The organism is Arthrobacter woluwensis, assembly GCF_900105345.1.
Taxonomy (GTDB): domain Bacteria; phylum Actinomycetota; class Actinomycetes; order Actinomycetales; family Micrococcaceae; genus Arthrobacter_E; species Arthrobacter_E woluwensis.
In genome coordinates this window covers 2403559-2422905 of sequence record NZ_FNSN01000003.1, presented here as the reverse complement: position 1 = coordinate 2422905, position 19347 = coordinate 2403559, and the positions used below count along the sequence as shown (strand labels likewise).

16 protein-coding genes are annotated in these 19347 nt (G+C 69.2%); 8 read left to right on the top strand and 8 right to left on the bottom strand.

What is annotated here, in order from left to right; translation table 11 throughout:
- Positions 1 to 279 precede the first annotated feature (279 nt).
- Together BLV63_RS11730 and BLV63_RS11725 are read left to right on the top strand one after the other, a co-directional pair.
- Complete coding sequence (locus BLV63_RS11730) at positions 280 to 717, top strand: RDD family protein (protein WP_066215415.1); 438 nt, start codon at positions 280 to 282, stop codon at positions 715 to 717.
- A gap of 74 nt (positions 718 to 791) precedes the next feature.
- Positions 792 to 1418 (top strand): RraA family protein, encoded by a 627-nt coding sequence (locus BLV63_RS11725; RefSeq protein ID WP_066215412.1) that lies wholly within the window; start codon positions 792 to 794, stop codon positions 1416 to 1418.
- Between the two features lie 92 nt (positions 1419 to 1510).
- Here BLV63_RS11725 and BLV63_RS11720 read toward each other — a convergent pair whose 3' ends face one another.
- From BLV63_RS11720 to lipB, 3 genes are all read right to left on the bottom strand, one after another.
- Positions 1511 to 2266, bottom strand: coding sequence for a DUF4191 domain-containing protein (locus BLV63_RS11720; protein ID WP_066215410.1), 756 nt, complete (start codon positions 2264 to 2266; stop codon positions 1511 to 1513).
- 100 nt (positions 2267 to 2366) lie between these two features.
- The gene (gene lipA / locus BLV63_RS11715; protein ID WP_066217608.1) at positions 2367 to 3386 is read right to left on the bottom strand and encodes a lipoyl synthase; all 1020 of its coding nucleotides are present in this window, start codon (positions 3384 to 3386) and stop codon (positions 2367 to 2369) included.
- Positions 3383 to 4051, bottom strand: coding sequence for a lipoyl(octanoyl) transferase LipB (lipB, locus tag BLV63_RS11710; protein ID WP_074784263.1), 669 nt, complete (start codon positions 4049 to 4051; stop codon positions 3383 to 3385). The genes lipA and lipB overlap by 4 nt, the downstream gene beginning before the upstream one ends.
- Before the next feature lie 173 nt (positions 4052 to 4224).
- Between lipB and BLV63_RS11705 the strand changes: the two genes are divergently transcribed.
- Genes BLV63_RS11705 through BLV63_RS11695 form a run of 3 tightly spaced genes read left to right on the top strand, consistent with a single transcriptional unit; the run spans position 4225 to position 9961 of the window.
- On the top strand, positions 4225 to 5820 hold the full coding sequence (locus BLV63_RS11705) for a serine/threonine-protein kinase (RefSeq protein ID WP_066212981.1): 1596 nt from the start codon (positions 4225 to 4227) through the stop codon (positions 5818 to 5820).
- A gap of 46 nt (positions 5821 to 5866) precedes the next feature.
- Positions 5867 to 9343, top strand: coding sequence for a S41 family peptidase (locus BLV63_RS11700; RefSeq protein WP_066212978.1), 3477 nt, complete (start codon positions 5867 to 5869; stop codon positions 9341 to 9343).
- A gap of 33 nt (positions 9344 to 9376) precedes the next feature.
- Positions 9377 to 9961: an HdeD family acid-resistance protein gene (locus BLV63_RS11695; RefSeq protein ID WP_066212975.1), complete on the top strand. Its 585-nt coding sequence runs from the start codon at positions 9377 to 9379 to the stop codon at positions 9959 to 9961.
- 121 nt (positions 9962 to 10082) lie between these two features.
- Here the strand turns inward: BLV63_RS11695 and BLV63_RS11690 are convergent, their stop codons facing one another.
- The gene (locus tag BLV63_RS11690) at positions 10083 to 10511 is read right to left on the bottom strand and encodes an OsmC family peroxiredoxin (RefSeq protein WP_066212972.1); all 429 of its coding nucleotides are present in this window, start codon (positions 10509 to 10511) and stop codon (positions 10083 to 10085) included.
- A 190-nt stretch (positions 10512 to 10701) separates the two neighbouring features.
- On the opposite strand from BLV63_RS11690, the gene BLV63_RS11685 reads away from it, so the two are divergent.
- Entirely contained in the window at positions 10702 to 11076 is a 375-nt protein-coding gene (locus tag BLV63_RS11685; protein ID WP_066212969.1) for a VOC family protein, read from the top strand.
- Between the two features lie 129 nt (positions 11077 to 11205).
- Here BLV63_RS11685 and BLV63_RS11680 read toward each other — a convergent pair whose 3' ends face one another.
- The 4 genes from BLV63_RS11680 to BLV63_RS11665 form a co-directional block, all read right to left on the bottom strand.
- Positions 11206 to 11559, bottom strand: a complete 354-nt coding sequence (locus tag BLV63_RS11680) for a hypothetical protein (protein WP_066212967.1) — start codon at positions 11557 to 11559, stop codon at positions 11206 to 11208.
- Positions 11560 to 11661: 102 nt separating this feature from the next.
- The gene (gene sucB / locus BLV63_RS11675) at positions 11662 to 13410 is read right to left on the bottom strand and encodes a 2-oxoglutarate dehydrogenase, E2 component, dihydrolipoamide succinyltransferase (protein ID WP_066212963.1); all 1749 of its coding nucleotides are present in this window, start codon (positions 13408 to 13410) and stop codon (positions 11662 to 11664) included.
- 123 nt (positions 13411 to 13533) lie between these two features.
- Entirely contained in the window at positions 13534 to 14913 is a 1380-nt protein-coding gene (gene lpdA / locus BLV63_RS11670) for a dihydrolipoyl dehydrogenase (protein ID WP_066212960.1), read from the bottom strand.
- Between the two features lie 276 nt (positions 14914 to 15189).
- Positions 15190 to 16692, bottom strand: a complete 1503-nt coding sequence (locus tag BLV63_RS11665; protein ID WP_066212957.1) for a leucyl aminopeptidase — start codon at positions 16690 to 16692, stop codon at positions 15190 to 15192.
- Between the two features lie 215 nt (positions 16693 to 16907).
- On the opposite strand from BLV63_RS11665, the gene BLV63_RS11660 reads away from it, so the two are divergent.
- Entirely contained in the window at positions 16908 to 17942 is a 1035-nt protein-coding gene (locus BLV63_RS11660; protein ID WP_082724083.1) for a proteasome assembly chaperone family protein, read from the top strand.
- 96 nt (positions 17943 to 18038) lie between these two features.
- The gene (locus BLV63_RS11655; protein ID WP_066212954.1) at positions 18039 to 19346 is read left to right on the top strand and encodes an MFS transporter; all 1308 of its coding nucleotides are present in this window, start codon (positions 18039 to 18041) and stop codon (positions 19344 to 19346) included.
- Position 19347: the final 1 nt, after the last annotated feature.

Here is a 19347-nt window from a genome sequence, read left to right as displayed (position 1 = left end):
CGGCACCGGGTTCCGGCCAGGCTTCACCCAGCGGATCGCCGTGCCATCTACTGGTGAACAGCCTAGGCGGCGGGCATTACCCGCTAGTGTCTGCATTGTTTCCGGGAGGTTACAACGGAGATGTGACGGGTGGTCGCTGGGGGCCGGTGGCTCCCGGTCGTACCCTCCTCACTCTACCGACAGTGCCGCGCATCACGGGCAGGCTCTCCGCGATGCGGACAGACCGGCGGTGAAGGTGTGAGGCCGTTGTGGACCGGCCCCAGCGGATACCCTTAAGGGGTGGTGACTCGACGAGATCTAGGTTCCTGGCTGGAAGGCCCCGACACGACGCACATCAGCAAGTACCCGGGAGAGCGGCTGGGACTGCCGGAAGCCGGGCCGGGCTCGCTGGCCCGCGCGGGGCGCAGGATCCTCGCGATCTGCATCGACTGGGCACTGTGCCTGCTGATCAGCAACTACTTCTTCGACGGCAATTCCTGGGCGACCCTGGCGATCTTCTTCGCGGAACAGGCCGTGCTGGTCGGAACGCTGGGTTACAGCATCGGTCACCGCGTCTCGAACATCCACGTGGTGCGACTGGACGGTTCCCCCGCGGGCATTCCCGCGGCCCTGGTGCGGGCCGCCCTCCTCTGCCTCGTCATCCCCGCCATCATCTTCGACCCCGATCAGCGTGGTCTGCACGACAAGGCGATGAAGACCGTCCTGGTCCGCCGCTGAATGGTCCGCCGCTGAGCTGCCGGCCGGCGAATCGAACCACCGGCCCGTCCCCGACCAATCCGAGGAGAGCACCTGTGAGTGACAGCACCCCCGACGTCTCACCCACGTCCCTGGCGGACCTGGTGGGGGAGGACCGCATCCTGGATCCCGCCATCCGGCCCCTCTGGGACGGCATGCCACGGGTCACCGGTCCCGCCCATGCCGTGCGGTGCGCGCCCGGCGACAACCTCATGATGCACACGGCGATCTACCGTGCGGAGCCGGGCTCCGTCATCGTCGTCGACTCCGGCGGCGCCCGCCTCGCGGTGGCCGGTGGCAATGTGTGCGCCGTGGCGCAGCGGCGCGGGATCGCGGCTTTCGTCGTCGACGGGTACATCCGCGACCTGGAAGAAGTGCGGGAGATGGGCTTTCCCGTGTTCGCCCGTGGCGTGTTCCCGAAGCCGGGCGGCAAGAACGTCGTGCTGCCCCAGGGAGACACCGTGGTCGGGGGCGTGACCATCCGCACCGGGGATGTCGTCGTGGCCGATGAAGAGGGGATCGTGGTGCTGGAAGCGGCCCACGCCCCGGAACTCCTCCGCGCTGCCGAGGACCGCGAGGCCGCCGAGGCCGGTCAGTCGCTGGACGGCTGGGAGCAGGCGCACCGCCGGAAGATCCAGGCCGGCCTGGTCGCCGGCGGCGACACCGGTGGACTGCCGGACTGACTCACCAAGTGCGGACGAGTCCGCCCTTAAACGGAACCGGCCGCCGTCGTCTCCCTCTCAGGAGAATGACGGCGGCCGGTCGGCGTTCTGGCTCAGCGGCCTCGCATCGCGCGACGGTCCGGGCGGGCCTTGTAGGGGTCGATGCCCTTCGGGATCGGGAGCTTCGTGCCCAGGGAGGCGATGCGCTTGGACACGGCACTCACCTCGACCTTGGTGAGCGTCGGCTTGAGCTTGCGCAGCGCGCCGCCGACCTTCGCGATCGGGACCTGGCCCTCTTCCTTGCCCGCGTAGATCACGTGGATCGGGACGTTCGGCAGGATGCGGGACAGGCGCTTGCGTTCCCCGTCGGCCAGGGTGCGGACGCGGCTCTGCGGACCCTCCGTCACGAGCACGACGCCGGCACGGCCCACGGTGCGGAACACGAAGTCCTGCGTGCGCGGGTTCGCGGCGACCGGCTGCTGCTCGACGATCCAGCCACGGCGCAAGGTGCCGAGTGCGGCTCCCACGGCGCCGGGCTGACCCTCGATCTGTGCGAACGCGGCGCGCTCGGCGCGGCGGGACAGGATGAAGGTCGCGGCCAGCAGACCGAGCATGATGCCCAGGATCAGACCGGTGATCCAGTTGTTGAAGAGGGCGCCGATTCCGACGCCGAGGCCGACCACCACGAGGAAGGCCAGCAGCATGAGCCAGACCACGAGGGGGTCGTGGCGGCGGGTCATGGTGAAGACCTCGCCGATCTGCTTCAGTCGGCTGGGCCCTTTCTTCTTGGCCCGGGGCTTGCGATTGAAGAGGCCGCGCTTGGTGGAGCCGTCGTCGTTCGTGACGGTGGAATCGGTGGATTTAGCCATAGTGTCTCCATTCTAGCCAGCACAGAGGGCGTACTGAAACGCCGACGGCGGCACACGGGCATTGCCGTGTGCCGCCGTCGGCGTGAGAAGCCACAGGACCTCAGGCTTGGGTGGCGATGAGGGTGCGGGCTTCTTGGCGGGTGGTGCCGGAGTCTTGGATGCCGTCGGCGATGTGGGCGAGGTTTGCGGGGATGTCGCGGCCTTTTTTGCGCATGGCGGTGGCCCAGAGGCGTCCGGCGCGGTAGGAGGAGCGGACCAGGGGTCCGGACATGACGCCGAGGAAGCCGATGGCTTCGGCTTCCTCGGCGAGGTCGACGAATTCCTGGGGTTTGACCCAGCGGTCCACGGGCAGGTGGCGTTCGGAGGGGCGCAGGTATTGGGTGATGGTGATCAGGTCGCAGCCGGCCTGGTGCAGATCGTGCAGGGCTTCGCTGATTTCTTCACGGGTTTCGCCCATGCCGAGGATGAGGTTGGATTTGGTGACCATGCCGTGGGCGCGGCCTTGGGTGATGACATCCAGGGAGCGTTCGTAGCGGAAGGCGGGGCGGATGCGTTTGAAGATGCGGGGGACGGTTTCGACGTTGTGGGCGAACACTTCCGGTTGGGAGTCGCAGATCGCTTGGATGTGTTCGGGTTTGCCGGAGAAGTCGGGGATGAGCAGTTCCACGCCGGTGCCGGGGTTGAGTTCGTGGATTTTGCGCACGGTTTCGGCGTAGAGCCAGACGCCTTCGTCGTCGAGGTCATCGCGGGCCACGCCGGTGACGGTGGCGTAGCGCAGGTTCATGGACTGGACGGAGCGGGCGACTTTGGTGGGTTCGAGCCGGTCCAGGGGGGAGGGTTTGCCGGTGTCGATCTGGCAGAAGTCGCAGCGGCGGGTGCATTCGGAGCCGCCGATGAGGAAGGTCGCTTCTTTGTCTTCCCAGCATTCGAAGATGTTGGGGCAGCCGGCTTCTTCGCAGACGGTGTGCAGGCCTTCTTTTTTGACGAGGTTCTTCAGGCCGACGAACTCGGGTCCCATCTGGACTTTGGCTTTGATCCAGTCGGGTTTGCGTTCCACGGGGGTCGCGGCGTTGCGTTGTTCGATCCGCAGGAGTTTACGGCCTTCGGGGACAAGAGTCACTTGACTGCTCCTTCTTCCACGGCGACGAGTTCGCTCTCGTGCTTGCGGAACTCTTCCATCACTCGCTCAACAAGGTCAGCAGGCGAGATGTTCCGTCCAGTCTCCAGGGCGATGGTGGTCACCCCGGCATCCGAGATCCCGCACGCGACGATCTGCGCGTAGGGGGACAGGTCATTGTTGCAATTGATGGCGATGCCATGCATGGTGACGCCTTCATGGACCCTGATGCCGATGGCGGCGATCTTCCGGTCCGGGCCCTTCTCATCGGCGGTGATCCAGACGCCTGCGCGGCCGTCCACCCGGGTGGCGGCGATGCCGTAGTCCGCGAGCACGTCGATGATGACGTCCTCGAGCCGGTGCACGTAATCCCGGATCCCGGCCGGGTTCTTGAGCTTGATGATCGGGTACGCCACCAGCTGGCCCGGGCCGTGCCACGTCAGCTTGCCACCACGGTCCACGGGCACCACGGGGGTGCCGTCGAAGGGCCGTTCGTGATCTTCGGTGCGTTTGCCCGCGGTGTACACGGCGGCGTGCTCCAGCAGGAGCACGGTGCTCGGACGGGAACCTTCCAGGACCGCGGTGTGCAGCTCCCGCTGCACGTCCCAGCCCTGGAGGTAGTCGACGTAGTCCGGGGCAAGTCCCAGGGTCGAGAACTCCAAAGTCATGCGTATCAGCTTAGACCTGTGGGGCCCGGCGGCAGGCCGTTGTGGTGAAGGTCTCACTGCCCCGGGGATTGTTACCGCGGCGCTGGGGCGGTCGCCTGTGGATAACTTCTGCGGGCACCTCGCATTCCACGGCACAGTAAGAGAGGACAGCGGAGGGAACTGCGGGAGGCGCGATGAGTGAGGAACGGCAGGGCGACGGCGGCGCCTCGGGGAGCACGGCCGCGCCCCGGGTGGAGGGTCACCGCGTGGTGCGCCGACTGGGCGCCGGGGCAGCCGGCGTCGTCTGGCTTCTCGAGGACGACGACGGCGCCCGGCGCGCCGTGAAGGTCCCCCGCCTGGGACCGGGTCAGGGCGGGCCGGACCGCCGTGAGCCGGCCGGCGAGCGGCCGCTGGATGAGCCGCTGCGCGGTGAACGCTGGAGGGTCCGAGGTCTGGAACACCCGCATCTGCTCCGGCTCCACGGTCTGGTGCCCGTCGAACTGCCGGGTCCCGACGGCCGGTCGGTCCGGGCGGCGGGAGTGCTGATGGATTTCGCCTCGGGCGGCTCGGTCGGAAGCCTGATGGCGGCGCGTGGCACCCTGAGCGCCGCCGAGGTGGTCACCGTGACCGTGCCGGTGGCCGAGGCACTGTCCGCGCTCCACGCGAGGGGGATCGTCCACGGCGATGTCTCGGCCGGGAACATCCTGTTCACGGCCGACGGGATACCGCTCCTCGCGGACTTCGGCCAGGCGCGTCTGACGGGGGAGCGGCGCATCCGGCGGGCCACCCTGGACTTCGCCGAGCCCGACGTGCAGGAGGCCCGGCCGTCGGGCGACGTGTACGCCCTCGCCGCGGTCGCGTGGTGGTGTCTCACGGGTGCGTCGCCCGGACCGGCGCGGAGCCGTCCGCCCCTTCCGGTGCTGCATCCGGGTGTATCGCCCGATCTGGCCGCCGCCCTCGAAGAAGCGCTCTCGGAGAACCCGGACGAGCGGCCCGGAGCCCGGGAGTTCGCCACGGCCGTGCGACGGTCCGGGCCGGCGGCGCCGGTGCAGATCGCCGCAGGCGCCGCCCGTGAAGAGTACGGCGAACTGGCGACCGCCCTCGTGCCGTCCCGGAGCGGGCCGGGCCCGCGGCGCCGCTCGGGTGATCGCTGGAAGCGCAGGAACAGGGCGCCCCGGGCGGGTCGAAGGCCGCGAAGAGCACCTCACGAGCGGCTGTTCAGGGCTGTCACCGTGCTGCTCGCAGCGCTTCTCGGCGCGGCTGCCCTCGGGTGGGCCGTGGTCAGCGGAGCCGTGGACGACGAGTCTTCGCCGTCGTCGCCGTCGTCGCCGGTGAAGGCGCTCGTGAGGGCGTCGCCGGGCCGGGCCACCCCGGGGCCCGGCGCCTCACCCGACGCCGGGCCGCGAGCCGCGATCGCCGCGGCGGGACGTCTCCTCGCGGCGCGGACCACGGCTCTCCTCACCCGGGACCCCCGCCGTCTGGACTCCGTGTACGGGGACGCCGTGCTCAAGGACCGGGACCGTGCGCTCATCGCGCGAATGCTGACGGAGCGCCGGCGCTACGACGGCTACCGGCCGGTGCTCAGCGCGGCCTCCGTGGACGGCGGAGTGTCGGCGGACCGTGCGGTGCTCAGCGTGACCGTCCGGACGCCGTCATACCTCATCGTCGGAGACCCGGGCGCCGGGCCATCCGCCGCCGCGAGGAGACCTGCCGGCGTCGAGGAGCTGCGCCTCACGCTCGTACGGCGTGATGGAGGCTGGCGGATCGGCGACGTGGCCCCACGCGGCTGACCGTGGCGTCCCTCAGGGCGCGGGACAGGCTGGTTAGGATCGAACCATGACACACCAAGGCTATTTGAGGTACCCCCACATCCATGGTGATCTGGTCACGTTCGTGGCCGAGGATGACGTCTGGCTGGCCCCGCTCACCGGCGGCAAGGCCTGGCGCGTCTCCGCGCTGAACCTGCCGGCCAGGAATCCGCGTTTCACCCCGGACGGCAAGCGCCTGGTCTGGACCGTCACCCGCGGGTCCGCGCCGGAAGTGGTGACGGCCCTCCTCGACGGCGGGGACTTCCGCCAGCTCACGCACTTCGGCCACCCCTCCACGAGGAACAAGGGCTTCCTCCCGGACGGCCGCGTGCTGGTCACGAGCGCCTTCCAGCAGGGTGACTCCCGCCTGGCCCACGGCTACGCTGTTCCGCTCGACGGCGGCGCGCCCGAGGCCCTGGGATACGGCCCGTTGGAGAACATGGCCTTCGGACCCGCGCTCGGTGACGAGAAGCCGGTGGTGCTGGCGTCCCTGCTGTCCCGGGAGCCCGCCTGGTGGAAGCGGTACCGTGGCGGCACGGGTGGCAAGCTCTGGATCGACGCGGACGGCAACGGGGAGTTCACCCGCCTGGTGCCGGAGCTCGACGGCAACCTCACGGACCCGGTGTGGAGCGGTGGACGGATCCACTTCCTCTCCGACCATGAGGGCTACGGCAACCTCTATTCGGTGACCCCGGACGGGCAGAACCTGCGCCGCCACACGGATCATGAGGATTTCTACGTCCGGCACGCCTCCGGCGACGGCAACCGACTCGTCGTCGAGTCAGCCGGCCGGATCTTCCTCCTGGACGGCGAGGACGCCGAAACCCGAGCGCTGGACATCGAGCTGGGCTCGGTCCGTCCGGCGTCGAAGCCCCTCGACGTGTCCGCTCATCTCCGGGAAGCCCAGCCTGACACGCAGGGCGAGAGCAGTCTGGTGGTCAGCCACGGTTCCCTCCACTGGCTCCGGCACCAGGAGGGTCCGGCGCGCGCCGTCGAAGCGGACAGCTCCGTGCGGGCCCGTCTGCCTCGCTTCCTCGCGGACGGGCGCGTCGCCTACCTCCACGACCGCGGGGGCGAGGAGTCCCTCCTCGTGACCTCCCTGGTCAGCGACGCCTTCGGCGCCACACCGGCCATGAGCGCGGCACCGGCTCCTGCCGAGCCGGACGCCCCGGAAGACGCCGACGCCGACGGCCTGCCCCGCCCGGTCTCGGCGCTGGGCGTGGTGGGGGACTCGGCTCCGGCCTCGGTCCGCGAGCACGTCGACGCCGAGGACCGCGCGGACGGTGTCTCGGACGCCGCCGAATCCGCGGAGCCCGCCTCCGAGGAGAACGCCACGGGTGCCGGCGCCGACGCCGGGACCGTCGACTTCACGCCTCCCGCCCGGGTGGTGAGCCTCGAACCGAGCCCCGACGGGGAATGGCTCCTCCTGGGCACCGTCTTCGGTGACGTGATCCTGCTGAACACCAGGACGGGCGGCGCCGAAAGCGTGGCCTCACCCGGCGCCGGCACCGTGGACCACCTCGCCTGGTCCCCGGACAGCACCTGGTTCGCCTGGTCTCAGGCGGTGGCCGGCAACTCGGAGCGACGGTTCATCCGTCTGCGGTCCCGCGACGAGGGATCCGAGGTGCTCGACGTCACGGACGGCCGGTTCGTGGATTCGCACCCCGCCTTCACCACGGACGGCAAGTTCCTGGCCTTCCTGTCGAGCCGGAGTTTCGACCCGGTCTACGACGGTCAGAGCTTCGATCTCTCCTTCCCGCATCCCATCAGGCCGTATCTCGTGGCCCTGGATGCGAGCACCGCGGCTCCCTTCGGTCCCCGCATCGCGGAATCCCGCTCCGCGGCCGCCAAGGACGGGACCTCGACGAAGGACGGCGCTCCCGCACAGACGGCTCCCGCGCAGACGCTGGTGGACCCCCTGGGCCTCGCCGAGCGAGTCGTCCCTCTGCCGGTCGAACAGGGCAACTACGAGCACCTCACCGCCGTCCCCGGAGCGCTCCTGTACCTGGACGTCCCGGTCAAGGGTGAACTGGGCGACGGTCGCGCCAAGACCACCGACCAGGCTCCCAAGGCCCCACTCATCCGTCTCGATCTGGGCAGCGGGAAGACCCGCACCGTCGCCGAAGGCGTCGAGTCCTACCGGCTCTCCGGCGACGGCTCCACCGCCGTGGTCCAGGCCGAGGGCAAGCTCCGGACCGTGTCCACGGGTGAGGCCGAGCAGGAGCCTGAGGACCTCGAGCTGGACCGCATCAGGGTGTTCCTGGAACCCCGCAAGGTCTGGGCCCAGCAGTACCGCGAGGCCTGGCGCCTCCAGCGGGACTTCTTCTGGGACGAGAACATGGGCGGCCTCGACTGGGACGCCGTCTACGAGCGCTACCTGCCCGTCCTCGAACGGATCGGCAGCTACGACGATCTGGTGGACCTCCTCTGGGAACTGCACGGCGAACTGGGCACCTCCCACGCCTACGTGCGCTCGCCCGAGCCGAGCGAGAAGGGGAGCGGCCGGCAGGGATTCCTCGGCGCCGACCTCAGCCTCGGTGAGGCTGGCTGGACCGTGGAGCGGGTGCTCGACGGCGACACCTCGGACCCTCAGGCGATCTCGCCGCTGCGCCGCCCGGGTGCGGACGTGCGGGCCGGCGACGTCCTGCTGGCCGTCGACGGCGTGGCGCTCGGTGGTCCCGAGGGCAAGGCGCCCGCCGAGCTCCTCCGCGGCGCCGGAGGACGGCCGGTGGAGCTCACGGTCCGGACGCCCGGGCAGGCGGCCCGCCGGGTCGCCGTCGTGCCGCTGTCCTCCGAAGAGCGGCTCCGGTACCAGGACTGGGTGCAGTCCAAGCGACGGATGGTGCGTGAGGCCTCCGGCGGAGGATTCGGGTACATCCACATCCCGGACATGCAGGCGCACGGCTGGGCACAGCTGCACCGGGACCTGGAGACCGAGTCCCTGCGCGACGCCCTCGTGGTGGACGTGCGGCGGAACCGTGGCGGACACACCTCTCAGCTCGTGGCCGAACTGATCGGCCGCACGGTGGACGCCTGGATGATGCCGCGTGGCGAGTACCCCATGGTGTATCCGCGCCTGGCCTCCCGAGGTCCGGTGGTCGTCCTGACCGACGAGTTCGCCGGTTCGGACGGGGACATCATCACGCAGATCGTCAAGATGCGCGGGATCGGGCCGGTCATCGGCACCCGGACCTGGGGCGGTGTGGTCGGTATCGACATGCGCTTCGACCTGGTGGACGGCACGCCCGTCTCGCAGCCGCGTTACTCGCACTTCTTCGGCCAGGGCATCGGCTGGGGAGTCGAGAACCGGGGCGTCGACCCGGACATCGAAGTGCTCTTCCCCCCGCACGCCCACAAGGCCGGCACGGACCCGCAGCTGGAACACGGCATCGGGGTGCTCAAGGAGATGCTCCGGGAGATCCCCACCAAGACCCCGCCGGGCAGGGACACGATCCCCGGCCTGGTGCCACCGCCGCTGGGACCCCGTCCCGGCGGAACGTCCTGACAGCACCATCCTGAGAGCAGAAGGAGCAACACCATGAGTGAATTCGCAGGGGGCCGCGCGGCAGCGGAAGGATTCCGGGCCTTTTCCCGGGCACTGATCGGGCTCGGGCTGCTCTCGATCGTCCTGGGTCTCGTCATCTGGTTCTGGCCGGGGGCGTCTCTCCTGGTGCTGGCGGTGTTCTTCGCCATCAACGTGTTCGCCACCGGCGTCGCCCGGCTGATGACGCTGGGCCGGATCCCGTCCGGCCAGACGTCGGCCCGCGTCCTCTCGGGGATCCTCGGCGTCCTGACCGTGCTGGCCGGCGTGCTGCTGATCTTCCGTCCGGGGGAGTCCCTCGTGGTGGTCGCGGTGCTCCTTGCGGCCGGGTGGATCCTGGAGGGCATCGCCCTGCTCTGGGCAGGTGCGTCGTCTGCTCCGGGTTCCAAGGCACTGCCCATCATCATGGGCGTGCTGTTCATCCTGGCCGGTCTGGGCGTGGCCCTCTTCCCGCTGTCCTCGCTGGTCTTCCTGGCGGTCTGGGCAGGCGTGAGCCTGGTGATCCTGGGCATCGGGCAGCTCGTCTACGGCATCCGCCTCAACAAGGCGGCCAAGGAAGCGGTCGCGACGCCGCGCGTCTGAGGACCCGGGTGCCTGCGGAGTCCGGCGCCTGACGAGACAGCGAAGGGCCGGGAACGGATCATCCGTTCCCGGCCCTTCGCTGTCTGCGCCTGAACCGGAGAGGTTCAGGCGCAGGCCCGGCTCAGGCGTTGAGCGTGGCGTCCAGCGTGATCTCGATGCCGGACAGCGCGGCGGAGACGGGGCAGCCGACCTTGGCGGCGTTCGCGATGCGCTGGAAGTCCTCCTCGGAGATGCCCGGGATGGTGGCGACCAGGGTGAGCTTGCTGCCCGTGATGCCGACGCCCGGCTGGAAGCCGACCTCGGACTTGGTGCGGATCTCCGTGGCGGTGTAGCCGGCCTCGGCCAGCTCGCTGCTGAAGGCCATCGAGAAGCAGGCCGAGTGGGCTGCGGCGATCAGCTCTTCGGGGCTGGTCTTGCCCTCGGCGGCCTCGGAACGGGCCTTCCAGGTGACGGGGTGCGTGCCCAGGGAGGAGCTTTCGAAGGTGGTCTCGCCCTGGCCCTCGAAGAGGTTGCCGGTCCAGACGGTGGAGGCGCTGCGGGTCACTGCCATGAGGTGCTCCTTGGAGTGTGAGGGGGTTCGGCCTGCTCGCGTGCGGAGAGGCCCTTGAGCACCATCCTAGGTCGTTCCCGGGCGCAGGGACACCCGCCGTCGCGGAGCCCGGATTGTGACGGGCGGGACCCGTCGACCAGTGCCGGCTGTGACCCTGTGCAGGCCCCTGAGCTGGCCCTAGACTGCTGTCATGACTGAAGAGAAGCGCCCGGCGGCGCGTGGAACCGTCGTCTCGATCGTCGTCAACACCACGGATCCTCAGAGCCTTTCGGGGTTCTGGGCTGACCTCCTGGAGCTCGCCGTGGAGTCTTCGTATGAGGGGGAGTTCGTCTGGCTCAGCCCCGTCACCCCGGGTGGGCCGAAACTCGCCTTCCAGCGGGTGGAGCACCCCAGCGAGGGTCCTCGGCGGCTGCATCTGGATCTGCACTCCGAGGACCCGGAGGCGCTCCTGTCCCGGGCGCTGGAGCTGGGAGCGTCCGAGTCGGCCCGGCATTCGATCGGTGACTTCGGCTGGGTCGTCCTGCAGGACCCGGACGGCAACGAGTTCTGCATCGCACAGGGTTGAGAATCGCGCAGGCTGAGGATCACTCTGGGCTGAGCGACCCGGACGCCGGCATCGGTGGAACAGCGAAGGGGCGGGAGAGCGTGATGCTCTCCCGCCCCTTTAGCTATCGCTTCCGCGGAGTCTAGATGGTCAGTTCCAAAGGGTTGCAAGTGCGATGTTGATCAAGGCGAGGCCACCCACGCCATGTGCGATGCCAGTCGAAACCGGCTCGCCCTTCTTGACCTTGCGGCTGCCGATAACTGCCAGCACAGCCACCGCGACGCCGATCGCGAACTTGATGCCGAGCTTGAAGTAGTTCGGGTGAAAATCCGGCATGAACGGGATAAGCCCCATCATGGCGATGCCGGTCAGCAACTGGAGAAACGCACCGTCACGCTGGCGGGGGTGGACAGTCGGTTCCTTCATCGTGGCGATCCAGTAGCCAACGATCATTGCTGCACCGACGATGTGCAAGAAGACCAAAATGCTGAAGAGAATTCCCATGCGTCCAGTTTAGCGACACTCTGTCAGAAAGTTCTACCGACCGTAGAACGACGGCGGCCAGCACTCGTGAGTGCGGGCCGCCGTCGTGTGCTGCGGGGAGACTTACAGTCCGAGGTCACCCTCGAACGCGCCGCCTTCCAGGCGTGCCTTGACCGTCTGGAGGAAGCGGCCGGCGTCGGCGCCGTCCACCAGGCGGTGATCGTAGGTCAGGCACAGGTACATCATGTGGCGGATGGCGATCGAGTCGTTGCCGTCCACATCGGTGACGACCATCGGGCGCTTGACGATCGCGCCGGTGCCGAGGATGGCGACCTGCGGCTGGTTGATGATCGGCGTGTCGAAGAGCGCGCCCACCGAACCGATGTTGGTGATGGAGAAGGTGCCGCCGGACAGCTCGTCCGGGCCGATCTTCCCGCTGCGGGTGCGGTTGGCGACGTCGGCGATCTTGCCTGCCAGGCCGGCGAGGTTCAGGTCACCCGCGTTCGACACGACGGGGACCAGGAGGCCCTTGTCGGTGTCGACGGCGAAGGCCAGGTGCTCGGCGTTGTGGTAGGTGATCTGCTGAGTCTCTTCGTTGTACTCGGCGTTCAGCTTCGGGTGAGCCTTCAGCGCTTCGGCGACGGCCTTGGCGATGAACGGCAGGTAGGTGAGGTTGACACCGTTGACGGCCTTGAAGTTGTTCTTGGCCGAGGCCCGCAGCTTGACGATGCGGGTCATGTCGATCTCGTGGACCTGGGTCAGCTGAGTGGACACCTCCAGGGACTCCCGCATGCGGCGGGCGATGACCTGGCGGATGCGCGGGGCCTTCTCCGTGGTGCCGCGGAGCGAGGAGGCCTCGATGGCGGGAGCGGCGGCCGGCGCGGCGGTGGCCGGAGCTGCTGCCGGAGCGGGAGCCGCGGCCTTCTTGGCCTCGATGGCCGCCTGGACGTCCTGCTTGCGGATACGGCCGCCGACACCGCTGCCGGAGACGGAAGCGAGGTCGATGCCGTTGTCCTTGGCGAGCTTGCGCACGAGCGGAGTCACGTAGGACTCGGCGTCGGACGGGGCCGCAGCGGGTGCCGGGGCTGCAGCCGGAGCGGGCGCAGCGGCGGGTGCCGGAGCGGCTGCGGGAGCTGCGGGTGCGGGGGCCGCGGCGGGTGCCGGAGCTGCAGCAGGAGCGGGTGCAGCCGGCGCAGCAGCCGGAGCCGGAGCCGCGGCCGGAGCTGCGGGTGCGGGAGCGGCTGCCGGGGCAGCGGCGCCTGCGGCGCCGATGACGGCGAGGACGGAACCCACCTCGGCGGTGTCGTCCTCGTTCACGCGGATCTCCAGCAGGGTGCCGGCCACGGGGGACGGGATCTCGGTGTCGACCTTGTCGGTGGAGACCTCCAGGAGCGGCTCGTCGACCTCGACGGAGTCGCCCACGGCCTTGAGCCAGCGGGTGACGGTGCCCTCGGTGACGGACTCGCCCAGCGCGGGGAGGGTGACCTCGGTGCCTTCGCCGGCCGGTGCAGCGGGAGCCTCAGCGGCAGGCGCGGCCTCGGCGGCAGGGGCAGGAGCGGCCGGAGCCTCGGCGGCGGGCGCCGGGGCGGCTTCCTCGGCCGGGGCAGGTGCTGCCGGAGCCTCGCCGGAGCCCGAGCCATCGCCGATGACGACCAGGGCGGCGCCGACCTCGGCGACCTCGTCCTCGGCCACCAGGATCTGCTCGATCACACCGGCGATCGGGGACGGGATCTCGGTGTCGACCTTGTCGGTGGAAACCTCCAGCAGCGGCTCGTCCACTTCGACGCGGTCGCCAACGGACTTCAGCCAGCGGGTGACGGTACCTTCCGTGACGCTCTCGCCGAGTGCGGGCAAGTTAACGGATTCAGACATGTCGTCCCCGTTCTCCTTAGTGATCTAAATGCGGTGAAAATCTGGTGTGGGGGACCGGTCATTCTGAGAGGCCCTCCAGGGGTGGGCCGGGGCGCCTGTCGCAGGCGCCCCGGCCCGGGGGTCTCAGCCGTGCAGCGGCTTTCCGGCCAGTGCCAGTGCGGCCTCGCCGAGGGATTCGTTCTGCGTCGGGTGGGCGTGGATCAGGGTGGCGACATCCTCCGGGAAGGCCTCCCAGTTCACGATGAGCTGGGCCTCGCCGACCTGCTCGCCGAAGCGGCCGCCGATGCCGGTCACGCCGACGATCGGGCCGTTCTTCACGCGGATCATCTTCACGATGCCCGAGGTGCCCAGGATGGAGGACTTGCCGTTGCCGGCCAGGTTGTACTCCTGGGTCTCGATGTTGTCCTTGCCGAACTTCTCCTCGGCCTTGGGCTGGGAGTAGCCCACGGACATGATCTCGGGCTCGCAGAAGGTGACCTTCGGGATGTTGACGTCCTCGACGACCACCGGGTTCAGGCCGGCGATCTCCTCGGCGACGAAGATGCCCTGCTGGTAGCCGCGGTGGGCCAGCTGCACGCCGGGGACGATGTCGCCGATCGCGTAAATGTTGCCGACGCCGGTGTGCAGGCGCTCGTTGGTGATGACGAAGCCGCGGTCCAGGGTCACGCCCTGCTCGGCGAAGCCGAAGCCCTCGGTGACGGGGCCACGGCCCACGGCGACGAGGACGATGTCAGCGGAGACGGACGTGCCGTCGGCCAGGGTCACGGTGGCCTGGTTCTCGTCCTGCTCGACCTTCTCGAAGAAGACGCCGGTCTTGAACTTGATGCCCTTCTTCTTGAACTCGCGCTCCAGGACCTTGATGATCGCGGGGTCCTCGTTCGGGACCAGGGAGGGCAGGCCTTCCACGATGGTGACGTCCACGCCGAAGGAGTTCCACATGGAGGCGAACTCGACGCCGATCACGCCGCCGCCCAGGACGATGGCGGAGGAGGGCAGCTCGCCCATCTCGAGGGCTTCGGTGGAGGTGATGACCCGGCCGCCGATCTGCAGACCCATGGTCTTGGAGGTGGAACCGGTGGCGAGGATGATGTTCTTGCCCTTGTACGGGACGCCATCGACGGTGATGGTGTCCGGTGCGGTGAGCTGGCCTTCGCCCTCGATGACGTTGACCTTCTTCATCTTGAGAAGACCGGTCAGGCCCTTGTGCTTGCCGGCGACGATGCCGTTCTTGTGATCGCGGACCTTGCCCAGGTCGATCGAGTCGAGCGTGGTGTTCACGCCGTACTTGGCGCCCTCACGGGCGTTGTCGGCCAGTTCTGCCGAGTGCAGGTAGGCCTTCGTGGGGATACAGCCGGTGTGCAGGCAGGTGCCGCCCAGCTTGGCCCGCTCCACGAGGCCCACCGTCATGCCCAGCTCCGTCGCGCGGATGGCTGCGGAGTATCCCGCGCTGCCGCCGCCGAGGACGAGGATGTCGAATTCTTGCGCAGTTGCCGCTTCGGCCACGTGGACGCTCCCTGAGTTGTCGAGATGGTGCCGGATGGCACCCTCTGGTCTGGAACTTTTCCTGCGGCGATTATGCCAGCAGGTCGGGTTCTTCTGCAGTGGTCATGCTTTTGTGACTGCCTGGGAAACAGCCACAGAGCCATTCAGTTTCACCTTAGCGTCACCCCGACCATGGTGCACCTTAAAGGGGTCCGGCGCGGCGACCTTGTGCTGTGACTCACGTTCATTTAATGAACGGTCCTCAGAAAGTCGCCGCGCCGGAGCATCCGGGGCTGATCAGGAGGCCAGGCCCGCCACGTACTCGACCAGCGTGCGGACGGCCATGCCGGTGGCCTTCTTCGGCGTGTAGCCGTAGGGGGAGCCGTTGTTGAAGGACGGGCCGGCGATGTCGATGTGGGCCCAGGAGATGGGCTCTCCCGTGGCATCTTCGCCGACGAACTCCCGCAGGAAGGCGGCGGCGGTCATCATGCCGCCGTGCCGGGCCCCGATGTTGGCGAGGTCGGCCACTTCGGAGTCGAGGGTCGGCCGCAGTTCTTCGGGGATCGGCATGGCCCACATGAGCTCGCCCGCGGCGTCCGCGGAGGCCTTGAGCGCGTCGGTGACGCCCTCGTCGCCCATGAGGCCGGCGGTGCGGTCGCCCAGCGCGATGAGCTGCGCGCCGGTCAGGGTCGCGACGTCGATCACCACGTCCGGCTGCTCCTGGCTCGCGGCCACGAGGCCGTCCGCCATGACGAGGCGGCCCTCGGCGTCGGTGTTCAGCACCTCGACGGTCTTGCCGCCGAAGATGGTCATGACATCCGAGGGGCGCTGAGCGTTGCCGCCGGGCATGTTCTCAGCGATGCAGAGCCAGGCCGTGACCTTGACCGGCAGGCCGAGTTCGGCGGCGGCGAGAGCGGCGTTGAGGACCGTGGCGGCGCCCGCCATGTCACTCTTCATCTCGTCCATGTTCGCCGGCGGCTTCAGGGAGATCCCGCCGGTGTCGAAGGTGATGCCCTTGCCGACGAGGGCCACGTGGGCCTGCGCCTTGGCAGGCGCGTATTCGACCTTCACCAGGCGCGGGGGACGGGCGGAGCCCTTGCCGACACCCAGGATGCCGCCGAAGCCCTCCTTCTCGAGGCGCTTCTCGTCCCACACGGTCACCTTGACGGGAAGTGACTTCGCGGCATCCTTCGCGGCCGCCGCGAACGTCTCGGGGTACAGGGCGTTCGGCGGCTGGTTCACGAGGTCGCGGGTCGCGTTGACGTAGCGGCCGACGACGGCGGCCTTCTTCAGTGCGGCCTTCGCCGCCGGGCTGCCCGCGAGCTCGCTGTGGATGCGCACGGTGGCGACGGGCGCCTTGAGCCCGTCGCGGGTGGAGCGGAACTCGTGGAACGCGTAGGCCCCGAGCGCGGCGCCTTCGGCGATCGCGGCGAGAGCGGCCTCGTCCTGCGCGGGGAGGGCGAGCGTCACCGTGGCGGCGCCGGCGAGCTGGCGCACGGCCGAGCCGGCGGCGCGGCGGAGCGACTCGGCGTCGTCCTTCTTGCCCAGGCCTGCCAGGGCGATGACCTCGGCGCCCAGCTCGGGAACGCCGGGCAGCCGGTGCAGCTGATCCGCGGCGCCCGTGACGCCGAGCAGAGCCAGGGAGGACTGGATGGCCTCGGACGCCTTGGCGCTCAGGGGGCTGGCGGCGAGTTCCGGGCCCTCCCTGCCCTGACGGACGCCGATGACCACGACGTCGCTGGGCTTCTTCCGCAGATCGCCGCTGACTGTTTCAAGGGTGACTTCGTTGCTCTTGGCCACGAGTTCCTGCCTCACTTCTGGTGTACGGGTGGACATCCTTGTCGCACATGTTCAATGGTGCGGACGCGATGTGGCGTCCTTCACCATCTAAGATCGTAGCCCGTGACACTGGTGGATGACCTGTGCGGGAATGCCAGGGCGTCCCCGAACGTTGAGCAGTAAATCAATCAGGACGACGATTGCCGGCCGGGGGCCGGATGGTGTGGAGGGGTACTTTGTTCGACCAGACGTATGGAGCGCTGCTGGATCCTGCCGGGCTCTACCGTGCGGATGACGAGCTGCTGCAGGACCCGTCCCTGAAGGGGCTCAACCTGCTCATGGCCTTCACCGGGTTCGCCGACGCGGGACACGTGGTCCGGCAGATCTCCGGTGAGCTCCTCGATTCGCCGTCGGTCCGTCCGGTCGCCGTCTTCGACGCGGATCAGCTTCTCGACTACCGCTCCCGGCGCCCGCATCTGACGTTCGCCGAGGACCACTTGCAGGACTACGCTCCGCCGCGGCTCGCGCTGTACGTGCTGGAGGATCCGCTCGGCACGCCGTTCCTCTTCCTGGCGGGCTTCGAACCCGATCTCCAGTGGGAACGGTTCGCCCGTGCGGTCGTGGGCCTCGTGGAGCAGCTCGACGTGAACCTGGTGACCTGGGTCCACGCGATCCCCATGCCGGTGCCGCACACCCGTCCCGTCGGCGTGACCGTGCACGGGAACCGGCCCGAGCTCATCGAGGGCATCTCGGTGTGGCGGCCGACCGTCGAATTCCCCGCCGCGATCGGGCATGTCCTGGAACTGAAGCTGATCGCCGCCAAGCGCAACGTGGCGGGGTACGTGATCCATGTGCCGCACTACGTCGCCGACGCGGAGTACCCGCAGGCCGCCGTCGCCGGCATGGAATACCTGGGCGCCGCCGCGAACCTCATGCTGCCCTCCGACCGTTTGCGGGAGGTCGCGCGGGACGTCGCCCGGCAGATCGCCGAACAGGTGGAAGCCAGCGAGGACGTGCAGCAGGTGGTGCGCAACCTCGAAGAGCGGTACGACCAGCACAGCGAGAACACCGTGCGCCGCTCCCTGCTCGCGGACGAGAACGACGAACTGCCCAGCGCCGAATCCCTCGGCGCCGCGGTGGAGGCGTACCTGGCGCAGGAACTGCTGAGTCAGGATGACGACGACGACGCCGGGTCCGGGAGCGGGCCGGACGCCGGCAGCGACGCGGAGGACGGCACGGCCGGGCGCGGCCATCTGCCCGGCGGCGCCTGAGCGGGAGGCCCTGGGCGGACGCCGCCCGGAGGGCGTGACCAGGTCCTCAGCCCGGCCATGCCCGGCGGGTCCGGGCACATGCGGAAGAATGGACCCGTGAGCAGCGTGCGGTCCTGGGTGATGTGGGGTATCGGAGTCTTCGCCTATCTGGTGGCGGTGACACAACGGACCTCCTTCGGGGTCGCGGGGCTCGAGGCCACCGACCGGTTCCACGCCAGCGCCGCGGCGATCTCCGCGTTCTCCGTGCTGCAACTCCTCGTGTACGCGGGCCTCCAGATCCCGGTGGGGGTGCTGGTGGACCGGCTCGGCCCCCGCAACATGATCGCCATGGGCGCGTTCCTCATGTTCCTGGGGCAGGCGCAGCTGGCGGCCGCCGACTCGGTCGCGGCCGGCGTCGTCGGTCGCGTGCTGGTCGGCGCCGGCGACGCGGCGACCTTCGTGTCCGTGCTGCGGCTGATCCCCGCCTGGTTCCCGGCCCGGACCGTGCCGCTCATGACGCAGTTCACCGGTATGGTGGGGCAGCTCGGACAGCTCGTCAGCGTCATCCCGTTCGCCTTGCTCCTGCACTCCACGGCGTGGACGCCCGCCTTCCTGTCACTGGCGGCCCTGTCCGCACTGGCCTGTGTGCTGGTGGTCGCCCTGCTCCGGGACACGCCGCAGGGCCGGGCCCGCTCGCAGTCCTCGGGTGGTCTCCGGCAGATCGGTCATACCTTAGCCGAATCCTGGCGCGAGCCCGGCACCCGTCTGGGGCTGTGGAGTCACTTCACCACTCCTTTCGCGGGCACCGTGTTCGCCATGGCCTGGGGCTACCCCTTCCTCATCTCGGCCGAAGGACTGGACCGGGGGACCGCCTCGGCCGTCATGAGTCTGTTCGTGTTGGTGGCCATGGTCTCCGGCCCCTTCTTCGGAAGGTTCGTGTCCCTGTATCCGGTCCGGCGTTCCTCGATGGTCCTCCTGGTCTCCCTCGTCACGGGTGCGGGGTGGCTGGCGGTGCTCCTGTGGCCGGGGCGTGCCCCGCTGTGGCTGCTCATCACGCTGGTCGTGGTGATGGGGATCGGCGGCCCGGCCTCCATGATCGGGTTCGATTTCGCCCGGACGTCCAACCCCGTGGAGCGCATCGGCACCGCCACCGGCATCGTCAACGTGGGCGGCTTCGTGGCGGCCCTGCTGAGCATGTACGTGATCGGACTGGTGCTCGATCTGCTCAATGCGAGCGGGTTCTCCCGGGGGGAGCTGTACGGGCTCGAGCCGTTCCGGATCGCCATGTCCACGCAGCTGCTCTTCCTTCTGGTGGGCATGATCGCCGTGGCGGTGGTCCGACGGCGGGCCCGTCAGGCGGCCGGCATCACGCCCCGCCCCCTGGCCCGCGTGCTCTGGGAGCGCTCGCGGCGCGGCAACCGGTGAG